This window comes from Corynebacterium sp. HMSC30G07 (genome assembly GCF_001806945.1).
In the GTDB taxonomy this organism is placed as follows: domain Bacteria; phylum Actinomycetota; class Actinomycetes; order Mycobacteriales; family Mycobacteriaceae; genus Corynebacterium; species Corynebacterium riegelii.
The window spans coordinates 214,737-234,478 of record NZ_KV786480.1 but is presented as its reverse complement, the minus strand read 5'-3'; the positions used below and the strand labels follow the sequence as shown (position 1 = coordinate 234,478).

Below are 19,742 nucleotides of genomic sequence, written 5' to 3'. Positions count from 1 at the left end.
AGGTCTCCACCGACAAGGTTGACACCGAGATCCCGTCCCCGGTCGCCGGCACCCTGGTTGAGATCCTGGCACAGGAGGACGACACCGTTGAGGTGGGCGAGGTCATCGCACGTATTGGTGACGCGAACGCGGCTGCTGAAGAGCCGGCGGACGAGCCGAAGGAAGAGCCGAAGGCTGAGGAGCCGAAGAAGGAAGAACCGAAGCAGGAAGAGCCGAAGCAGGAGGAGAAGCCTGCAGCCGCTCCGAAGAAGGCTTCTGGCAAGTCCACCACGGTTGATATGCCGGAGCTGGGCGAGTCTGTCACCGAGGGCACGATTACCACTTGGCTGAAGTCTGTTGGTGACACCGTTGAGGTGGACGAGCCGCTTTTGGAGGTCTCCACCGACAAGGTTGACACCGAGATCCCCTCCCCGGTCGCCGGCACCATCCTGGAGATCCTGGCTGAGGAGGACGACACCGTTGACGTTGGCCAGGCCATCGTGGTGATTGGTGACGCTGACGCAGCTGCCGAAGAGCCGGCGGACGAGCCGAAGGAAGAGCCAAAGGCTGAGGAGCCGAAGGAAGAGCCGAAGCAGGAGGCACCGAAGCAGGAAGAGAAGTCTGCCGAGGAGCCGAAGAAGGAAGAGCCGAAGGCCGAGGAGTCCAAGGAGTCCGTGAACACCTCCGCCAAGCTGGAGGACCGCGGTGACAAGGTTCCGTACGTCACCCCGTTGGTACGCAAGCTGGCTGAGAAGCACGGCGTTGACCTGAGCACGGTTGAGGGCACCGGTGTTGGCGGCCGTATCCGTAAGCAGGACGTCCTGGCTGCCGCTGAGGGCGGTTCCGCTGCTGATGCTTCGGCTGCTGCAAAGGATGAGCCGAAGGGTGCTCGCGCTAACTGGTCCACCAAGTCCGTGGATCCGGCGAAGCAGGAGCTCATCGGCACCACGCAGAAGGTCAACCGCATCCGCGAAATCACCGCTGCGAAGATGGTCGAATCCCTGCAGACCACCGCACAGCTCACCCACGTCCAGGAAGTGGACGTCACCCGCGTTGCGGAGCTGCGTAAGAAGGTCAAGCCGGCATTCGTTGAAAAGCATGGTGCCAACATCACCTACCTGGCGTTCTTTGTGAAGGCCACGGCAGAGGCACTGGTCTCCCACCCGAACGTGAACGCGTCCTTCAACGCGGACACCAAGGAGATCACCTACCACGAGGACGTCAACATCGGCATCGCTGTGGACACCCCGCAGGGCCTGCTGGTTCCGGTGATTAAGAAGGCACAGGACCTCAACCTGGCTGAGATTGCCAAGGCAATTGCAGACCTGGCTGAGCGCGCACGCAACAAGAAGCTGCGTCCGGACGACCTGTCTGGCGCTACCTTCACGGTGACCAACATTGGCTCCGAGGGTGCGCTGCTGGATACCCCGATCCTGACCCCGCCGCAGGCCGGCATCCTGGGCACCGCCGCGATTGAGAAGCGCCCGGTCATTGTGACCGAGGACGGCATTGACTCCATTGCGATCCGCCAGATGTGCTACCTGCCGTTCACCTACGACCACCAGCTGGTTGACGGTGCAGATGCTGGTCGCTTTGTAACCACCATCAAGGACCGCATCGAGGAAGGCAACTTCGAGGCTGACCTGGACATCTAAGTCTTAGTCCAGCCCCTAGATACCTCCTAGGAAACGCAAGCCCGGTACCGACATTCGGTGCCGGGTTTTCGCATTACTGCATACTATGCAAAACCGGCCGCACGCTGCACCTACGGGCTTACTGTGAGCTGCCTACAGAGAATGAAAAACCCCGTACGTACCTTGCGTAAATAGCTATGCTGGTGCGTAATTTGTACGCCTTGGATAAGGAGTTCTCGTTGGACTACATTTCCCGACATATTGGCCCGGACCAGGATGAGCAGCGCGAGCTGTTGGATGCGCTGGGGTATGACTCGCTTGACGCGTTGATCGCGGCGGCAGTGCCGTCCGGCATCTTGGCTGACAAGCCGCTGGATCTTCCTGCGGCGCTTTCGGAGTATGAGGCACAGGACCGGCTGCGTGAGCTAGCCGGTAAGAATACCGTGCTTCGTGCTTTCTATGGTCAGGGCTTTTCCTCCACGTTGACCCCGCCGGTGATTCGCCGTGGTGTTGTGGAGGATGCGGGCTGGTATACCGCCTATACCCCGTATCAGGCGGAGATCTCCCAGGGCCGCCTGGAGGCTCTTTTGAACTTCCAGACCATGGTCCAGGACCTGACTGGGTTGGATATTGCGAATGCTTCGCTTTTGGACGAAGCGTCTGCCGCCGCCGAAGCCGTCGGCCTGATGTCTCGCGCTGTGAAGAAGGGCCGCCGGGTGCTGCTGGATTCCCGTCTGCACCCGCAGGTAATCAAGGTGACTACCGAGCGCGCTCGCGCCATTGACCTGGAGGTCGAGGTCACTGATCTAACCCAGGGTGTGGTTGGTGAAGACCTGGTTGGCGCAGTGCTTGCGTACCCGGGCACGGAGGGCGACATTGTTGACCCGCGTCCGGTGATTGAGGCGATCCATGAGCGTGGCGGCTTGGTTGCCGTAGATGCGGACATCTTGGCACTCACGCTGCTGGAGTCTCCAGGTGAGCTGGGTGCTGACATTGCCATTGGTTCGACGCAGCGCTTCGGTGTGCCGTTGTTCTACGGTGGCCCGCACGCCGCATACATGGCAGTGCAGGCAAAGTTGCAGCGTCAGCTTCCGGGCCGCCTGGTGGGTGTGTCTAAGGACGCGGAGGGCTACCCGGCGTACCGCTTGGCCTTGCAGACGCGTGAGCAGCACATTCGCCGTGAGCGCGCGACGTCCAACATTTGTACCGCGCAGGCGCTTTTGGCGGTCACTGCTTCGATGTACGCGGTCTACCACGGCCCTGAGGGGCTCAAGGAGATTGCACGCGAGGTGCACCAGCGTGCAGCTGACTTCGCTACCGCACTTGAAAACGGCGGCGTGAAGGTGAAGCACGCGCAGTTCTTTGACACCGTCGCCGTTGAAGTAGTCAACGCGCAGAGCGTTGTGGATGCGCTTGCAGAGGCTGGCTACCTGGTTCGCCCGATTGATGCGACCACCGTCGGAGTGTCCTTCGGTGAGGACACCACGGATGCAGACGTTGCAGCCCTTCTAGGTGGCTTTGGGGTGGACTCCCCCGTCACTGATTCCCCGGCGCGCCTGCCGGAGGCGCTTGAGCGCGCAACCGAGTTCCTCACGCACGTGACGTTTAACAGCATCCACTCTGAGACCCAGATGATGCGCTACATCCGCACGCTGGGTGACAAGGACTTGGCGCTGGATCGCACGATGATCCCGCTTGGTTCCTGCACGATGAAGCTCAACCCCACCGCGGGTCTTGAGGCAATCACGTGGCCTGGTTTTGCCAACGTCCACCCGTACACGCCGGATGCGTACACCACGGGTTGGCGTGAGCTGATCGATGAGATTCGTTCCTGGCTGGTGGAGATCACCGGCTACGCCGAGGTCAGCGTGCAGCCGAACTCTGGTGCAACCGGTGAGCTGGCGGGCCTTTTGGCTATCCGCGCCTACCACGTGGCAAACGGTGACACGGAGCGTGACATCTGCCTGATTCCGGCGTCTGCGCACGGTACGAATGCGGCGTCGGCGACGTTGGCGAACCTGCGCGTGGTTGTGGTCAAGACTGCCGAAGACGGCTCTATCGACCTGACTGATCTGGAAGAGAAGCTGGATAAGTACGGCTCCCACGTTGCCGCCATCATGCTGACTTACCCGTCCACGCATGGCGTGTACGAGGAGGACGTGCGCGTGGTGTGCGACAAGGTGCACGCGGCCGGCGGTCAGGTCTACATCGACGGCGCGAACATGAACGCGCTGACCGGCATAGCCCGCCCGGGCGATTTTGGTGGCGACGTATCCCACCTGAACCTGCACAAGACCTTCACCATCCCGCACGGTGGTGGCGGCCCGGGTGTTGGCCCGATCGGCGTGGCGGAGCACCTCATTCCGTTCCTGCCGGGCGACCCGACGGATCCAGAAGACACCCGTGGCGTGCCGGTGGCATCCACGCTCTACGGCTCTGCGGGTGTGCTGCCGATTTCCTGGTCCTACATCGCCATGTCTGGTGCGGAGGGACTGCGCAGCGCCACGGCACACGCGGTGCTCAACGCCAACTACATTGCGCGTGAGCTCAATGACAGCTTCCCGGTGCTCTACACCGGCGCCAATGGCTTGGTTGGCCACGAGTGCATCCTGGACCTGCGCGAGCTGACGGACCAGTCTGGCGTGACAGCAGCCGATGTGGCCAAGCGCTTGATTGATTACGGCTTCCACGCCCCCACCTTGGCGTTCCCGGTTGCGGGCACGCTGATGGTGGAGCCGACCGAGTCTGAGGACAAGGCTGAGCTGGATCGTTTCATTGCGGCGATGCGCTCCATCCGTGCGGAGATCCAGGAGATTATCGACGGTGCCGTGGAGTACGAGCGCTCTGTCATCCACAACGCGCCGTACACGGCAATCAGCGTGATCCGTGACGTGTGGCCGTACGAGTTCTCACGAGAGCAGGCCGCCTACCCGGTGGATACGCTGGCGCGTTCGAAGTACTTCCCGCCGGTGCGCCGCATCGACGAGGCGTTCGGCGACCGTAACCTGCAGTGTGCGTGCCCGCCGCCGGAGGCGTTCGACATCGATTTGGATAAGGAGGATTAACCATGGCACAGACCCCACTTCACGCCACGCACGAGAAGCTTGGCGCTACGTTTACTGATTTCGGTGGCTGGGAGATGCCGCTGAAGTACGGCAATGAGCTAGATGAGCACAGGGCCGTACGCAATGGCGTTGGCATCTTTGACCTTTCCCACATGGGTGAGATCAACGTCCAGGGCCCGGATGCTGGTGCGTTTTTGGACTACGCCCTGATTTCCACCATGAGCACGCTCAAAGACGGCAAGGCGAAGTACTCGATGATTGTCAACGCTGACGGCGGGATCATCGATGACCTGATTACCTACAAGTTCAGCGACAACCACTTCATGGTTGTGCCAAACGCCGCAAACACCCCGGCGGTGTGGGAAGCGTTCCAGGCGCGCACGGAGGGCTTTGACGTGCAGCTGAGCAACAACACCGATCAGTTCGGCCTGGTCGCTGTGCAGGGCCCGGGTTCGCTCGAGGTGATCAAAGGTCAGCTTGAACATGACCCAACGGACCTGCCTTACTACTCCGGCGCGTGGAACACCCTGCGTGCAAACGGCGAAGAGGTTGAGGTCTTCGTTGCCCGTACCGGCTACACCGGTGAGGACGGCTTTGAGCTGTTCTGCTCCAGCGAAGACGCTCAGAAGGTGTGGGACGCAGTGATTGACCACGGCACGCCGTGTGGGCTGGCGTCGCGTGACTCGTTGCGTTTGGAAGCATCCATGCCCCTGTACGGCCATGAGCTGTCCACCGAGATCACCCCCGTTGAGGCGGGTATGGGCCGCGCGTTTGCGAAGAAGGAGGCAGACTTTGTGGGCAAGGACGCGCTCACCGGCCGCGAGCCGAGCGTGGTCATCGCTGGGCTTACTTCTGAGCAGCGCCGCGCAGCCCGCGAAGGCTCCGAGATCTTCCTGCCAGGTACGGAAGACAAGATCGGCGTGGTTACTTCTGGCCAGCCGTCGCCAACGTTGGGCCACCCAGTTGCTCTTGCGCACGTGCAACCTGAGCATGCGGAAATTGGCACCGATGTTGAAATTGATATCCGCGGGAAGCGTTACCCGTTTACCATTAGTGCAACCCCCTTCTACAAGCGAAAGGACGCTTAAGTCATGGCTCTGAACCCTGATTTCTACTACTCCGAGGACCACGAGTGGATCAACGCCACCCCGGACACCGCTGTGGGCGCGACCGTGCGCGTTGGCATCACTGACGTTGCTGCTGACCGCCTGGGCGAGGTTGTCTTCGCTGAACTGCCGGCTGTGGGCGACACTGTGACCGCTGGTGAGACCTGTGGTGAGATCGAGTCCACCAAGAGCGTGTCTGACCTCTACTCCCCCGTCACCGGCACCGTGACCGCGGTCAACGAGGACATCGATGGTGCATACGAGACCATTAACAATGACCCCTACGGCGAAGGCTGGCTGTTTGAGGTCAAGGTGGACGAGGTTGGAGAGCTGATGACTGCAGACGAGTACGCTGCAGCCAACGGCGTCTAGTTTGTTATTCGGCGGCGGAGTTTATTGCCGCCGCCGCTACCACAACATCTTCCCAAGGCATTCCGGTGGTTTTGAACACCACTCGACCGGGTGCCTGTGTGTAATCGGTGCTGGTTGTTACGGCCTCTTGAAGGCTGACCAGCGCCGATTTTTCAATGTGCCCTTCTGCAATTGCCTGCACGACATCCCCAGCTTCACGCATTGCCACATCCACGTCTTCAACAATGACCGTGGCACCTGCGAATACGTCGCCTGCTAGCTCACGGGTGTCTGGAGTATGCGCGCCCATAGCAACCACAATGGCGTCCTCACGCAAATCTGAGGCTTGAACAATTGGTTCTGTTGCACTCGTTGCCGTAATCACAAGATCCGCAGATTTTACGGCAGCCGCCGCCTCTCCGCTGCCGCTTTCAAACCAGTGCAGCGAGGCATCATCGGGACGCGAACGGCCGATGTATGTCACATCTACCTGACGTATTCCGTCTAAGACGTCCCGCAGCGTCGCCTCGTGGTGGCGTGCTTGCAGCCCGGTGCCGAAAATCACCGCTGACAAGGGCTCTGCAGACTTCACCAGAAGGTGACGTACACCTGCAATGGACACAGCTGGTGTGCGCAATGCGGTCATTGCTGCGCCATCGATGGTTGCTACGGGAGCCATCGACGCGGCGTCGAAAAGCAGGTAGGCACCTTGAATCAAGGGAATGCCCCTCGCCGCTGAGTCATCAGCAAGGGACAGCACCTTGATGCCGAAGTACTCTGGGACGGTCGATGGCATCAGCAACAGTTGCCCGCCGGAAACGTCGTAACGCGTGCGTGGAAGGTCCGTAGCCGGGTCGAATCCAGCGTTGAGCGCATCAATCAAGGCGTTTACCGCTTGGGCTGGCCGCACGCGACGGAAGAGCTCCTCCCCACTGATGTATGCAATTGAACTCATGACGTTGCTCCCTTCCTCCGAAGAATCTCAGCGACGATTTCTGCCGTGTGCATGGCTTGGACTCCGGTTCCCTGCTGGACATGGGTCCTGCAGGAAAAACCGTCTGCAATAACAATGCCACCTTCCTTGGCGGCCTCTCGGGCTTTAGGGAAGAGCTCTCGCTCCCCCAGTGCCATGGACATCGCACCATGTCCCTTCTCAAAGCCCCAGTTGCCAGCCAAACCGCAGCACCCGGTTTGGATCCGTTCTTCTTGAACTCCTAGGGCTTCCAGTAACGCTGCACTCGCGGAAGCATCTCCCAGGGCACGCTCATGGCAATGCACCTGCGTCAGTGCTGAAATCGACTGCTCTGTGACGACCTCGCTCAACTCTGGAATTGCCTGAAGCTTCGGGGCGACAAACTCTCCGAAAGAGACAGTTGCGCGTGCCAAACGAGCGATGTCAGGATCATCGAGCAAATGCGGCGCGTCCGTCCGAAGCATGGTGGTACACGACGGCTCGATGCCAATGACCGGCAGCCCCTGATCAAGGTATGGCTTCATCACTTTCGCCGTATGTTGCAGCACGCGTTTCGACATGGACAGCTGTCCTGTTGAGTGCCACGTCAAACCACAGCAGACAAACCCGCCCGGGATGAGGACGTCAAAGCCCAACAGTTCAAGAACTTCAATGGCAGCTTGAGCAGGGCGCGAATCCAGGTTTTCGTTGAAGGAATCTGGCCACAACACCACGCGTTCCCTGACGTTCATTGGCGCAACCCGCTTTTTGTTCCACTTACGCAAGGAGGTGTGGCTAAAGCGAATAAGCGGCCGCGAAGTTTCCAAACCGCCGGCCTTGGCTAGCAAAGACGCGGTAAGGGAGTTGCGCATTGTGGCGTCGATAAGCTTGGGAAGCCCTGGAATCTTGTGAGCAATCGCGCCGAACAATGGCAGCCAACCCATGGTGTAGTGGGCCATCGGACGGAGCCTGCCTCGATACCGTTCATTGAGAAACTCCGACTTATACGTTGCCATGTCAACGTTGACCGGGCACTCACTCACGCAGGCTTTACAGCTAAGGCAGAGATCAAGCGCTTCTTCGACCTCCGCAGCATTGCGTGCGCCGCCCTCAATGGACTCTCCACGAAACATCTCAGAAAGCAATCGCGCACGCCCGCGGGTTGAATGAACCTCATCACCGGTGATCTGGAACGACGGGCACATAGCGCCTGCATCAGAGCGACAGGCTGATACTCCAACGCATCTGTTTACTGCGTTGACCAACGAGCCCTTGTCCTGCGGCAACTGCGTGATCGGCAGAAACTCGTGCGTCCGCTGCTCTTTCCCCATACGCAGTCCATCCATGTAGGAATCTGGTGCGACAAGTACGCCTGGGTTGAAGTTGCCATCGGGATCAAAAATTGCTTTGAACTGCGCGAACAGCTCAAGCATTTCAGGGCTGTACATGTGTCCGAGCAGACGGGAACGAGCCCTGCCGTCTCCGTGCTCGCCGGAAAGCGATCCACCGTACCGGCTCACCAGGGCAGCCGCTTCCTCCATGAATGTGTGGAACACAGCCAAGCCCGATTCGCTACCAAAATCGAAGGAAATGCGTACGTGGATACAGCCTTCGCCGAAGTGGCCAAACGGGATGCCTCGAAGCTCATGCTTTGCCATCAGTTCGTAGAGGTCCCGCAGGTAATCTGCAAGGTTCTCTGGTGGCACTGCGGAGTCTTCCCAATTCGGCCAAGCCTCGCCGCCATCGGGCAAACGAGTAACCAAGCCGGCTGATGCCTCCCGGATCCACCACAAGTCCCGCATCTCTCCGGGATCGGATACAACGATGAAGTCACGTGTGGGCACTGCCCTACTTACTGCCTCTGCGCGATCCAGTGCCTCTTGCTCAGTATCCCCAACAACCTCGCAGTACAACCACCCACCGGCTGGTTCACCGTTACGGCGCCCAGGCAGGTTGCTGCCCGCGTCTCCTTGGCCAACCTTGGATTGGAGGGCTGCAAGCAGGTCGCCGCCCATTCCTTCGATGGTTGTCACTCCAGGAAGTCGGAGGTTAGCGGCAGCGTGTGCAGCATCAAAGACCGTGTCAAAGGCCAGCACTGCCAAAACCTTTGTTTTCGGTACTTCCACCAAATTCACGGTGAGCTGCGTGATAATACCCAAGGTTCCTTCGGAACCTGCAACAGCGCGGGCGCAGTCAAACCCATGTTCAGGAAGAAGGTAGTGCAAACCGTATCCGGAAACCTGGCGCGGGAAGCGCCCCAGCTCTGCGCGAATCAGCGCCTCATTCTTAGCGACAAACCGACGCAACTTCGCTTCAACCTGCGGGTCTGAGCAACCGCCTTGAAAGAAATCGACCTCGCGACCTCCCCAAAGCATGAGTCGGATTGACTCCAAGTTTTCTGCTGAGGTTCCCCATGCCACGGAATGCGAGCCGCAGGCGTTGTTCGCCACCATGCCACCAACGGTGCAACGCGAATGAGTGGAAGGGTCCGGTCCATACGTGAGCCCGTATTTCGCAGCTTCCTCTTTCAGGTGGTCGCACACCACGCCGGGTTGAACCACGGCAGTCTTCGCGTCTGGATCAACGCTAATGACGTTGTTGAAGTACCTCGACGTGTCAATGACTAGGCCGTCACCGATTGCGTTGCCGGCGACCGAGGTCCCTCCGCCGCGACCGATGACAGGCCAACCATACTCTTCAGCAATCTGCAGACCGTCCCTGACATCGTCGGCCGACTTCGGCTCTAGAACGGCGGCTGGGACACGACGGAAGATCGATGCGTCCGAACTGTAGGCAGCTCGGGTCATCATGTCGCGCCTGAGCCCTGTACGCGCAATCCGCGAATAGACCGAAGGCTCCAGCCGATTGAACGCGCTACCACTCATTGCTCTAGCTCCTTCGTCTCGCACTAACTAAAAACGAGAAACGTTTCGCCGTTTTCGATGCCGTGGGCGGAGCGGACAAAATAGGACGCGGCACGCGCTGCGGGAATCGGCTCGAATCCAACGAAATACTCCCCATAGCTGTCCAGTGCTTCGGCGATTACAGAGGCGCTGACTACCGTTCACCCGGAGTCCGCGTTCCAGTTCCAGCGCGGCTGCATGCGCAAAGGCTTCAAGCCCTCCGTTGACGGTCGAAGAGATTACGGATCCTCCCACAGGGTGGTGGTTGAGAATTCCCGCCGACAGCGTGATAGATCCGCCGTCATTCAGGTACTTCTTGCCATACAAGACGAGGTTAATTTGCCCGAGGAGCTTGTTGCTCAACCCCTTCTGGAATTCTTCCGCGGTTGCCTCATTAACTGAGACGAACGGCGTTGACCCAGTGGCGGAAACGATGGCGTCTACTGCGCCAACGTGATCGAAGAATGCGTCAATTGACGCTGGATCTGTGATGTCCAACGGAGGTTCGGAGCGCCGCGAGGCTTCTATGACCTCGTCGCCCTGCTGACGAAACGCATGTGCAACAGCTTGGCCTACGGTGCCTGAGGCGCCTACAACGACAACTCTCATTTTGAACCTCCGTTTTCGATCAATCTTCCTGTGTTTATTTCCAGTGCTTAGAGGAACTTCACGCCTTGCGCCAGCGGGAGCTCACCGGAGTAATTCACGGTATTTGTTGCGCGGCGCATGTATACCTTCCAGGAATCCGAGCCGGATTCACGTCCGCCGCCGGTCTCCTTTTCACCACCGAACGCGCCGCCGATTTCCGCACCGGACGTACCGATGTTGACGTTGGCAATGCCGCAGTCTGAACCAGAAGCCGAGAGGAATTTCTCTGCTTCGGTCTGGTCCTGCGTGAAGATAGCGGAGGACAGGCCCTGCGGTACGCCATTGTGAAGCTCAATTGCCTCTTCGAAGGTGGAGTACGTCATGACGTAAAGAATGGGCGCGAAGGTCTCGTCCATCACTACTTCCGTCTGTCCTGGCATGCGCACAACAGCCGGTTCGACGTAGTAGGCATCTTCGTGCCCAACATCAACCCGGTTGCCGCCGACAAGGATCTCGCCGCCTTGTTCCTTGGCTCGCTTCAATGCGTCCTGCATCCCATCAAACGATGCCTTGTTGATCAGTGGGCCGACCAGGACGCTCTCATCACGGGGATCACCGATGGTGAGCGTCTTGTACGCTTCAACAATCTTCCCCACCAAGTCATCTGAAATGTCCTCATGAACGATGAGACGACGCATGGTGGTGCAACGCTGACCTGCGGTGCCTGCTGCAGCGAAGACGATGCCGCGCAAGGCGAGGTCAATATCCGCACTCGGAGTTGCAATGCCGGCGTTGTTGCCTCCCAGCTCCAACAAGCTGCGACCGAATCGTTGCGCAACTTGAGGGCCAACCTCACGGCCCATTCGGGTGGAGCCAGTCGCGGAGACGAGCGGAACGCGGGGATCCTCAACCAGCACCGAGCCGACAGTTCGATCGCCCACAATGAGCTGCACGATGTTGCTGTCGTATCCCAGCTCATCGATGGCACGGCGCAGAAGTGCATCAGTAGCAATAGCAGAGAGCAGGCACAGCTCAGACGGCTTCCATACAACGGTGTCACCGCAGACCAACGCCAGTGCGGTATTCCACGAGTACACGGCAACCGGGAAGTTGAAGGCGGAGATTACGCCCACAACACCAATCGGGTGCCACGTCTCCATAAGGCGGTGGCCGGGACGCTCAGAGGGCATGGTCTTGCCGTAGAGCATCCGCGACTGGCCCACGGCAAACTGACAAATGTCAATCATCTCCTGGACTTCGCCCTCTGCCTCAGACATTGACTTGCCGGCCTCAAGCTGCACCAGCACCGCTAGGTCGCGCTTGTGCTCCACCAGCAGTTCACCCCAGCGACGCACCACGTCTCCACGCTTCGGTGCGGGAATCTCGCGCCATGCGGTAAACGCTGCGTGAGCCTTCCCTACCTTTTCTTCTGCAGACTCTCGGGTATCGCTGCCAATGGTCAGCACTGATTCACCAGTCAATGGCGTACGGGTGGTCAGCTCCTTGCCACCAGCCTTATGCGCATTGATATCAGCGCCACAGGCTGCCAGGGCGTCAAGGGCAATCTGCTTCAAGTCGGTGTTGGTTGCGGTGGACATAGTTCTTTCCTCTCTTTTAGGTGACGTGTGGGTTTACTGCTGTACGGCCGCTGTTGTTGCCACTGGCCGGCCAATCGCTTCCGCTAGCGCCTGAAGCGACTCTCGCTCTTGAACGCTGTAGTAGAAGTAGGGTTCTTGAATGTCCTCTCCGACGATTTCGGAAAGAGCACGGATGTCGTAGTCAGTGCCTTCCTGCTCGTTGTCTCGCGTACCGTCATCTTTCAGATTGGACTGGAAGATCCCAGCGGCAGAACGTGGGAGGAAGTCCTCGTACACAATTGGAGTTGCCTCCACGATGCCTGCCTCAATGAGTTCATCAACGGAGTACTCGCGGTCTTCCAGGTTTTGAATGCTGCCAGATTCCGAAGCACTGGTGGTCAGTTCGTAGGTGAAGTAGGCAAGGCCACGCTTGCGCAGTTCCTCTTCAGAATCTGGAAGACGCTCCTGCCAGACGCCACGTGCAACTTCGGTCCGTACTCCGCCATTTGCTTGGAGACGGGCATCGGTTTCAGCCACCATCTCGTCGTAGAGCTCTCGACCTTGCGGGGTCAGCGCGATTCCGCGCTGCTCAACTTCACCAAATCGCACTCGCAGGGAGCCAGGTCCTACTGTGCCGTCGGCAAACCTGAACACTCGTTCTTCGTCCAATGCACGGAAGGAGGTTTGGCGCAGGAGTACATCCGGACCGTCCCAAGCCGGAGGCCCTTGGATCTCATCAATCATGGTGATTCCACGCGCCTCCATGCGTTCGTAGAGGGCATCAATATCAAGGACGCGGGGAGTGAGGTGGTTGATGTGGGTGTAGCGCACGCCGCCAATGTCGGCAGCAACTGCAGAGATTTTCTCCAGCATGCGGTACCACTCATCATCGATTGGTTCATCATTCAGCTTGAACGCCGCGGTAGCTAGCTCAACAAAGCGGTCAGCATCTTCAGCCTCTAGTCCGCGCTGTTCAGCGGCCTTATCAGCTAACTCGAGCAGCTCTTCGTTGAAAATATTTCGGGAACCAATGAACTCTTCAAGTCGCTGCTGGAGCTTAGCGTTAAAGAAGCGCGGATCATTCGTGGTGAGCATCGAGGTGAATACTCGGAATGGATTCTTAGCCAACTCCTCCCTATCTACCGGGCGGAAGGCTGTTGAGACGACAGGAACCGATGATTTCGCTGCATCCCGCAGGTCATAAAAGCCCACCGGATGCATTCCAAAACCCCTGAAGAGGCGCGCCACCTGGCGCATTTCCGTAGCGGAGCCCACGCGAATAGCTCCATGTCGCTCTGCCGTTACGCGGCCCAAGGTGCCAAGGCGCTCTGCCTCGGAGCCCATCTTCTCCATAAAGTCGCGGTTTACTTCCTCCGAGACTTCCACGAGCGTGTTGTACGCGGGCACCTCTTCTCCGTACATTCCGGACAGAGCTTTGGCAAAGCGAGCCCGCAGTTCAAAAGTTTCAACGAAAGACATGTTTTCTACTCTCTGCGTAGTGCGGTCTAGATGATGTTTGTTTCGACAAGCTCACGGTCTTCATCACCGAAGCGATCAACCGAGAAAGCATCTGCCGGCAGGAATGATTCTTTTCCTTGAATGATGTCTGCCATGAATTCGCCGGCAGCTGGTCCTTGCAGGAATCCATGGCCAGAAAAGCCTGTGATGTAGAAGAAGCCGGGGACCCTAGAAGAAGCACCGATGATGGCGTTGCGGTCCGGCGTGTTTTCGTACAGGCCCGCCCATCCCTCATCAAGCCGGGGGTTCATCAAGGACGGTGCGACAACAGATGCAGCAGCGTTGAACTCATCGAGCCACTCAAAGGTGAAGTCCCGGTCAAACCCTGGGGCGGTGTCATGAGAGATGCCTACAAGCAGGCCGTTGTAGTAGTTGTGCCAGTACATTTTGGTGCCCAGATCCAAAGTAAAGGGCACCGAAGGGTGCTTCAGGGGCTGTTGAGGCGTAATGCCGATCATCCTGCGCACCGGCTCTATAGGCAGTACATGGCCAGCCATTTCACCAATCGCTGCACTCCAGGCACCAGCTGCACACACAACCTTGTCAGTGGAAATAACACCAAGGTTTGTTTCTACTGAGCGCACGCCATCTGGCCCGGTCTCAATATTCAAAACCTCTGTCATATCCAGAATGGTTACTCCCAGCTGGATGCATGCGCGTGCATATCCGTTCACGGCAGCTGCAGGGCAAGCAAAACCGTCATCCGGAGAAAACGAACCGGCCAGGACAGCTTGTTCATCAACGAAGGGGTTGATCTGCACAAGCTCCTTCGGATCCACCATCCTTGAGCGAACCCCAAGTTCATTCTGAACTTTTGTAGCTAGTTCCAAATCGGCTACTTCTTGTTCTGTTCTTGCAAGGAATAGATAACCAACTTGAGTGAGCTCAATGTTCGTACCGAAATCCTCGTAAAAAGTACGGAACGATTCCAGCGAGCGCTGGCCGAGCATCACGTTGTTGGGATCCGAAAAGTTCGCGCGCACTCCGCCCATCGGCTTTGCGGACGAACCTCTGCCTAGTCGGTGGCGCTCAAGAAGAACGATGTTTTTCACTCCCCTAGACGCCAGGTGAAAAGCAGTGCTGACACCCATGATGCCGCCACCGATGATGACCACGTCAGCACTCGTTGGCTGGAGGTGCTGATACGTGGAACGCAGGTCAGTTTTCACACCCATGCTTCATCCTCCGCGTTCGAAAGACTTAAGACGTTTAGCATCACCACCAAACATCTATCGGTTATCGATAACCGACAAACAGACTGTAACCCGCGTCACTATCAGCCCGCAACCGTTTCGGAAAAAATTTTACGAACGCTCGTCTACCACGGGTTTCGTCCCCGAATACCAGCTCGGAGGCACCTCCGTACGGCCCGCAACGTTGCGAGCATATTCAAGGTGATCAATCATGAGCTCCACTGCACGCTGCACGTCGCGGGAGACAATCGCATCCGCAATACGTAGGTGTTCATCCGCCGTTCCACGGAGAGCGCATCGAGATAAATGCAGGTAGTAACCATTGACCCTTGATTGATCCCGAAACTTATCTACAGCCGCTTCCAAACGCGAGTTGCCGGAGAGAGAAGCGATGTACATGTGAAACCGCTGATCCGCTTCCAAATATTGGAACAGCTGCTCATCTGAGCTGACGTTTCCAAGCTCATCAGTACGCCGCGCGAGCCCCCAGAGCGCATCTTTCTGGCTGTCATCCAGATGCATCTGCGCCGCCTTGCGCACCGCCTCAACCTCTACCAGGCGGCGCATTTCATACACCTCTTGAATGTCATGCTCAGACAGTTCAACCAGGCGAAATCCTCTACCCCGCTCCACTTCCAGCAAGCCGCGCTCAACCAAAGCCAGCATCGCTTCACGTACAGGGGAATTCGAAAGACGAAGCTGTTTAGCAAGGGCATTTGCCGAGAGAATATCCCCTGGCGAGAAGGTTCCCTTGAGCAACAGCTCCCGAAGCATCGCCTGCACCGAATCCTTCAGGGTGCTGCGATCAATGTGGAACAATTCGTCCCCGCGCACTTCTTCCAACATCCTGTTCCGTCCTCTATCAAAAAGGGGCCCGTGCCACCATTCCTAGCAGCACATTTCTAGGATCGTACCGCCAAAAACCCACGTTGAGAATTCGTCCTCACCAAATTTTTTACCAAATCCGCCCACTTATCGATAACCCACACCCTATACTGTGCTGCACGCCACAATTCCAGGCTGATGTAACGGCTCCCTACAGGAAGGACACTCCGATGCAGCCAACAGTGCACATTCAAGCTCAAGGTATTGATGAAGCGATTTCAGGCGTCTTTGGCCCGTTTGTCGACGTACTAGAAAAAATCGTGTTTTTCGCGATTCCGATGTTCGGGACGAACGTGCCAATCGTCATCATTTGGCTGGTTGTGGGAGCGATCTTCTGCAACTTCTACTTCCGGATTCGCCCCCTCCGCGACTTGCCCCACACCATCGACATCCTCAAAGGCAAGTTCGCTCGCAAGTCCGACCCGGGCCAGATTTCCAGTTTTCAGGCCACTTCAACAGAACTTGCCGGTACCACGGGTCTAGGCAACATCGCCGGTGTCGCCGTAGCCATCACGGTGGGCGGTCCGGGTGCTGCACTCTGGATCATGATCGCCGGTGCTCTCGGCATGGCCCTCAAGTTCGCCGAAGCCACACTCGGAGCCATGTACCGCCGAGTTAATGATGACGGTACGGTCTCTGGCGGCCCGATGTACGTCCTCAGGGACGGCTTGGAAAAGGAAGGCAAACCAGGTTTAGGCAAATTCCTCGGTGCGTTTTACGCAGCAGGAATGGCTGTTGCGGTGATGGGCGCGGGAAACATCTTCCAGGCTAACCAGGTGGCACAGCACCTCACTGAAATCACTGGTGGCGATGAATCCTTCTTCGCAGGCCGCGCCTGGCTAATCGGCATCTTCCTTCTCATTCCAGCCGCATTGGTCATCATCGGCGGCATCCAGTCGATCGCTCGTTGGACTTCCCGACTCGTCCCAGTGATGGCGCTCATTTACGCAGTCGCGGTGAGCGCTGTCATTTTGGTCAACATCAGCGAAATCCCTCACGCGATCCAGCTCATTGTTACTGGCGCGTTTAACCCTCAAGGAATCGCCGGCGGCATGCTCGGCGTCGCCATCGTCGGTGTCCAGCGTGCACTGTTTTCCAACGTAGCTGGCGTCGGTACCGCAGCATTGGCCCACTCTGCAACCAAGAACAACAAGCCGACCCAGGAAGGCATCCTCGCTGCTTGGGAGCCGTTCCTCGATTCCGTCGTGATTTGTACGATGACGGCTCTTGCCATTGTTGTCACCGGTGAGCACCTCAACGAGGGCCAGGATGGAGTAACGCTCACCACCAACGCGTTCGCAACCGTTGGCAACTGGTTCCCCATCATTCTCTCCATCTGTGTGGTGCTCTTCGCATTCTCCACCGTGCTGTCCTACGCCTACTACGGTGAGAAGACCTTTGGCTACCTGTTCAAGAACAACAAGGTTGCTGAGATCGGCTACAAGATCGTCTACCTGATCATGATCGTTGTTGGCGCCGCGGTGAGCCTTGAGACCGTGACCCGCTTCTCAGATTCCACGTTCTTCTTGGTCGCTATTCCGAACATTCTTGGTATCTACCTTCTGGCGAAGCCGCTCAAGCGGGAGATCACAGGGTACCGACGTGCTCTCGCTGCCGGTGAGATCACTCCACTCCCTGAAGCTGAGCAGGTCGGCATGATGCCCAAAGACCCGAAGAGTCGCCTGTACTAACCCCCGTTTAAGGAAGAAAGGGTTCAAAATGTCCAAGTTCTCACGTATTGCTTGTTCCATCGCCGCCGCGAGTCTTGCCCTGGGCCTGAGCGCCTGTGGGAGTAGCGATGGCACATCAGCTACAGATAGCGGTAGCCCGTTGCTTCAGCATATTGAGGAAGGAAATGTCACCCTTGGCGTGAAATTTGATCAGCCAGGGCTTGGGTTGCGTCAACCGGACGGCTCAATGTCTGGTTTGGAAGTGGATATCTCGACCTACGTTGTCAACCACATTGCTCAGGCAAACGGCTGGGATGAGCCAACAATCTCCTGGAGAGAAGGCCCAGCAGCCCAGCGCGAAACATTGATCCAGAACGCAGAAGTCGACATGATGACCGCGACGTATTCCATCAACAAGTCGCGCACAGAGTCGGTCAACTTTGGCGGGCCGTACCTGCTCACCCACCAGGCACTGCTTGTGCAGGAGTCCAATTCGGATATCAAGGGACTTGAGGATCTCGACGGTAAGATCCTCTGTTCCACTGCAGGTTCTGCACCTGCGCAACGTGTCAAGGACCAAATGCCGGGTGTTCAGCTTCAGGAGTATGACACGAACTCCTCGTGCATCGAAGCACTCCGTCAGGGCAATATCGACGCGATTACCACTGACGCCACGATTATCGGTGGCTACGCAGCTCAGTCGCCTGGCACATTCAAGGTCATTCCGTTAGAAAAAGACGGTGCTCCTTTCGCTGAGGAGTACTACGGTATCGGGCTGAAAAAGGGTGATGAGGACAGCACGTCTGCAATCAACGCCGCTTTGCAAGCCATGTATGACGACGGATCCTTTGACAAGTTCGTCCAAGAAAACTTGGACGCTGTAGAGGGCGTTTATCAAGCTACCCCTGGCGACTTGAGCTTCCTGGAGAAATAATGATGCGCAACCTTGATTCAGACCTCACGTTCCGCATCGAGCAACGCCGGAACCTTGTCACCGAGCTGCCGGGGCCAAAGAGCCGAGAGCTATCTGAACGTCGAGCTGAAGCATGCATGGCGGCTTTGCAGCCGAATCTCCAGGGATGGATCGCTGATGCAGACGGCGGCATCCTAAAAGACGTAGATGGAAATTCCATCATCGACTTCGCTGCAGGCATGGGCGTCGCCGGCGTCGGCGCCTCCAATGAAGCAGTAGCTGAACGTGCTTCGAAACAACTGCGCCGTTACACGCATACTTGTTTTCTGGGTTCTCCGTACGAACCCTATGTTGCAGTATGCGAACGGCTAAACCAGCTGACGCCAGGAGACTTTGAAAAGCGCACAGCATTGTTCTCTACTGGTGCTGAGGCGATTGAGAACGCTGTGAAAGTCGCTCGCTATTACACCGGGCGAAACCGCGTCATTGTCTTTGACAACGCGTTTCATGGTCGCACCCATCTCACGGTCACCATGACCTCGAAGTACGTCCCGTATAAGAAGGGCTTCGGCATTCTCGCGCCTGACGTGTATCGCTTTGCGGGTTCATACCCGCTGCGTGATGGCCAAAGCGGACCTGACGCTGCGAAGCGTGTCATCGATGCAATATATAGGTCTCTTGGTGCGGATGACATTGCAGCGGTGGTGATCGAACCTATCCAAGGCGAAGGTGGATTCATCGAGCCTGCAGAGGGATTCTTGCAAGCGCTGCGTGATTGGTGCGACAAGGAAGGCATCGTTTTAGTCTTCGACGAGATCCAGTCAGGAATGTGTCGTACTGGCCGCTGGTACGCCTGCGAGCACCAGGGAGTCGTGCCTGATCTCATTACAACGGCGAAGGCGATGGGCGGTGGTCTGCCAATTTCTGCTCTCACCGGTCGTGCCACGATTATGGACGCTCCCCCAGCCGGCTCCATCGGCGGTACGTACGCGGGCAACCCAGTCGCTTGTGAAGCAGCGCTGGCATCCATGGATGAGCTTGAGCGGCTCCAGCTAGCTGACCGTGCGGTTGAAATGGGTGAGGTGATAGAGGAGATTCTCGGCCCATTGTGCGACTTGCCCCATGTGGCTGAGTTGCGTGGCCGTGGTGCGATGCGGGCGCTGGAGTTCGTCGATAAGGAAGGCAATCCAGACGGCGCTGTGACTAAGGCGATCGCGACGGCCTGCAAGGCGGATGGGGTCTTCGTGTTGACGTGTGGCCAAGACGGAAGCGTCATTCGCTTGCTCCCTCCATTAGTCATTGGTGAAGAGCTTTTCCGCGACGGCCTTGGGGTGCTTGCCCACCACATCCGGGAACATGCACCTTCGGCATCCTAGGTCCATCCGTGCGATGCCCGGATTACACTTTC

At 57.8% G+C, this 19,742-nt stretch carries 14 protein-coding genes; 7 read left to right on the top strand and 7 right to left on the bottom strand.

Annotated elements, in window-relative coordinates:
• The 4 genes from sucB to gcvH all read left to right on the top strand — a co-directional run.
• Positions 1-1,634, top strand: a 1,634-nt coding sequence (gene sucB / locus HMPREF3104_RS11250; RefSeq protein ID WP_246816426.1) for a 2-oxoglutarate dehydrogenase, E2 component, dihydrolipoamide succinyltransferase, incomplete at its 5' end; no start/stop codon positions are given.
• A gap of 176 nt (positions 1,635-1,810) precedes the next feature.
• Complete coding sequence (gcvP, locus tag HMPREF3104_RS11245) at positions 1,811-4,678, top strand: aminomethyl-transferring glycine dehydrogenase (protein WP_246816425.1); 2,868 nt, start codon at positions 1,811-1,813, stop codon at positions 4,676-4,678.
• Positions 4,679-4,680: 2 nt separating this feature from the next.
• Positions 4,681-5,766 (top strand): glycine cleavage system aminomethyltransferase GcvT, encoded by a 1,086-nt coding sequence (gcvT, locus tag HMPREF3104_RS11240; protein WP_070495977.1) that lies wholly within the window; start codon positions 4,681-4,683, stop codon positions 5,764-5,766.
• Between the two features lie 3 nt (positions 5,767-5,769).
• The gene (gcvH, locus tag HMPREF3104_RS11235) at positions 5,770-6,156 is read left to right on the top strand and encodes a glycine cleavage system protein GcvH (protein WP_052203570.1); all 387 of its coding nucleotides are present in this window, start codon (positions 5,770-5,772) and stop codon (positions 6,154-6,156) included.
• A gap of 4 nt (positions 6,157-6,160) precedes the next feature.
• On the opposite strand, the gene HMPREF3104_RS11230 is transcribed toward gcvH, so the two are convergent.
• From HMPREF3104_RS11230 to HMPREF3104_RS11205, 7 genes are all read right to left on the bottom strand, one after another.
• Positions 6,161-7,090: an ornithine cyclodeaminase family protein gene (locus HMPREF3104_RS11230; protein ID WP_070495975.1), complete on the bottom strand. Its 930-nt coding sequence runs from the start codon at positions 7,088-7,090 to the stop codon at positions 6,161-6,163.
• Positions 7,087-9,972, bottom strand: a complete 2,886-nt coding sequence (locus HMPREF3104_RS11225) for an FAD-binding and (Fe-S)-binding domain-containing protein (RefSeq protein ID WP_070495974.1) — start codon at positions 9,970-9,972, stop codon at positions 7,087-7,089. Before HMPREF3104_RS11225 ends, HMPREF3104_RS11230 begins: the two co-directional genes overlap by 4 nt.
• Positions 9,973-9,999: 27 nt before the next feature.
• Positions 10,000-10,599 carry a short chain dehydrogenase gene (locus HMPREF3104_RS12985; RefSeq protein WP_210386506.1) on the bottom strand — a complete coding sequence of 200 codons (600 nt, stop codon included), beginning with the start codon at positions 10,597-10,599 and terminating at the stop codon, positions 10,000-10,002.
• A gap of 47 nt (positions 10,600-10,646) precedes the next feature.
• The gene (locus HMPREF3104_RS11220) at positions 10,647-12,176 is read right to left on the bottom strand and encodes an L-piperidine-6-carboxylate dehydrogenase (RefSeq protein WP_070495972.1); all 1,530 of its coding nucleotides are present in this window, start codon (positions 12,174-12,176) and stop codon (positions 10,647-10,649) included.
• 33 nt (positions 12,177-12,209) lie between these two features.
• Positions 12,210-13,634, bottom strand: coding sequence for a 2-oxoadipate dioxygenase/decarboxylase (locus tag HMPREF3104_RS11215; RefSeq protein ID WP_083279103.1), 1,425 nt, complete (start codon positions 13,632-13,634; stop codon positions 12,210-12,212).
• A 26-nt stretch (positions 13,635-13,660) separates the two neighbouring features.
• Positions 13,661-14,848: an NAD(P)/FAD-dependent oxidoreductase gene (locus HMPREF3104_RS11210; RefSeq protein WP_070495971.1), complete on the bottom strand. Its 1,188-nt coding sequence runs from the start codon at positions 14,846-14,848 to the stop codon at positions 13,661-13,663.
• 129 nt (positions 14,849-14,977) lie between these two features.
• Complete coding sequence (locus tag HMPREF3104_RS11205) at positions 14,978-15,712, bottom strand: GntR family transcriptional regulator (protein ID WP_070495969.1); 735 nt, start codon at positions 15,710-15,712, stop codon at positions 14,978-14,980.
• Positions 15,713-15,921: 209 nt separating this feature from the next.
• Here HMPREF3104_RS11205 and HMPREF3104_RS11200 point away from each other — a divergent pair, with 209 nt between their 5' ends.
• Genes HMPREF3104_RS11200 through HMPREF3104_RS11190 form a run of 3 tightly spaced genes read left to right on the top strand, consistent with a single transcriptional unit; the run spans position 15,922 to position 19,710 of the window.
• A complete protein-coding gene (locus HMPREF3104_RS11200) occupies positions 15,922-17,442 on the top strand; it encodes an alanine/glycine:cation symporter family protein (RefSeq protein WP_070495967.1) in 1,521 nt (506 codons plus the stop codon).
• A 28-nt stretch (positions 17,443-17,470) separates the two neighbouring features.
• A complete protein-coding gene (locus HMPREF3104_RS11195) occupies positions 17,471-18,355 on the top strand; it encodes a glutamate ABC transporter substrate-binding protein (protein WP_070495966.1) in 885 nt (294 codons plus the stop codon).
• Between the two features lie 2 nt (positions 18,356-18,357).
• Positions 18,358-19,710 (top strand): aminotransferase class III-fold pyridoxal phosphate-dependent enzyme, encoded by a 1,353-nt coding sequence (locus HMPREF3104_RS11190; protein WP_070496059.1) that lies wholly within the window; start codon positions 18,358-18,360, stop codon positions 19,708-19,710.
• The last annotated feature ends 32 nt before the right edge of the window (positions 19,711-19,742 follow it).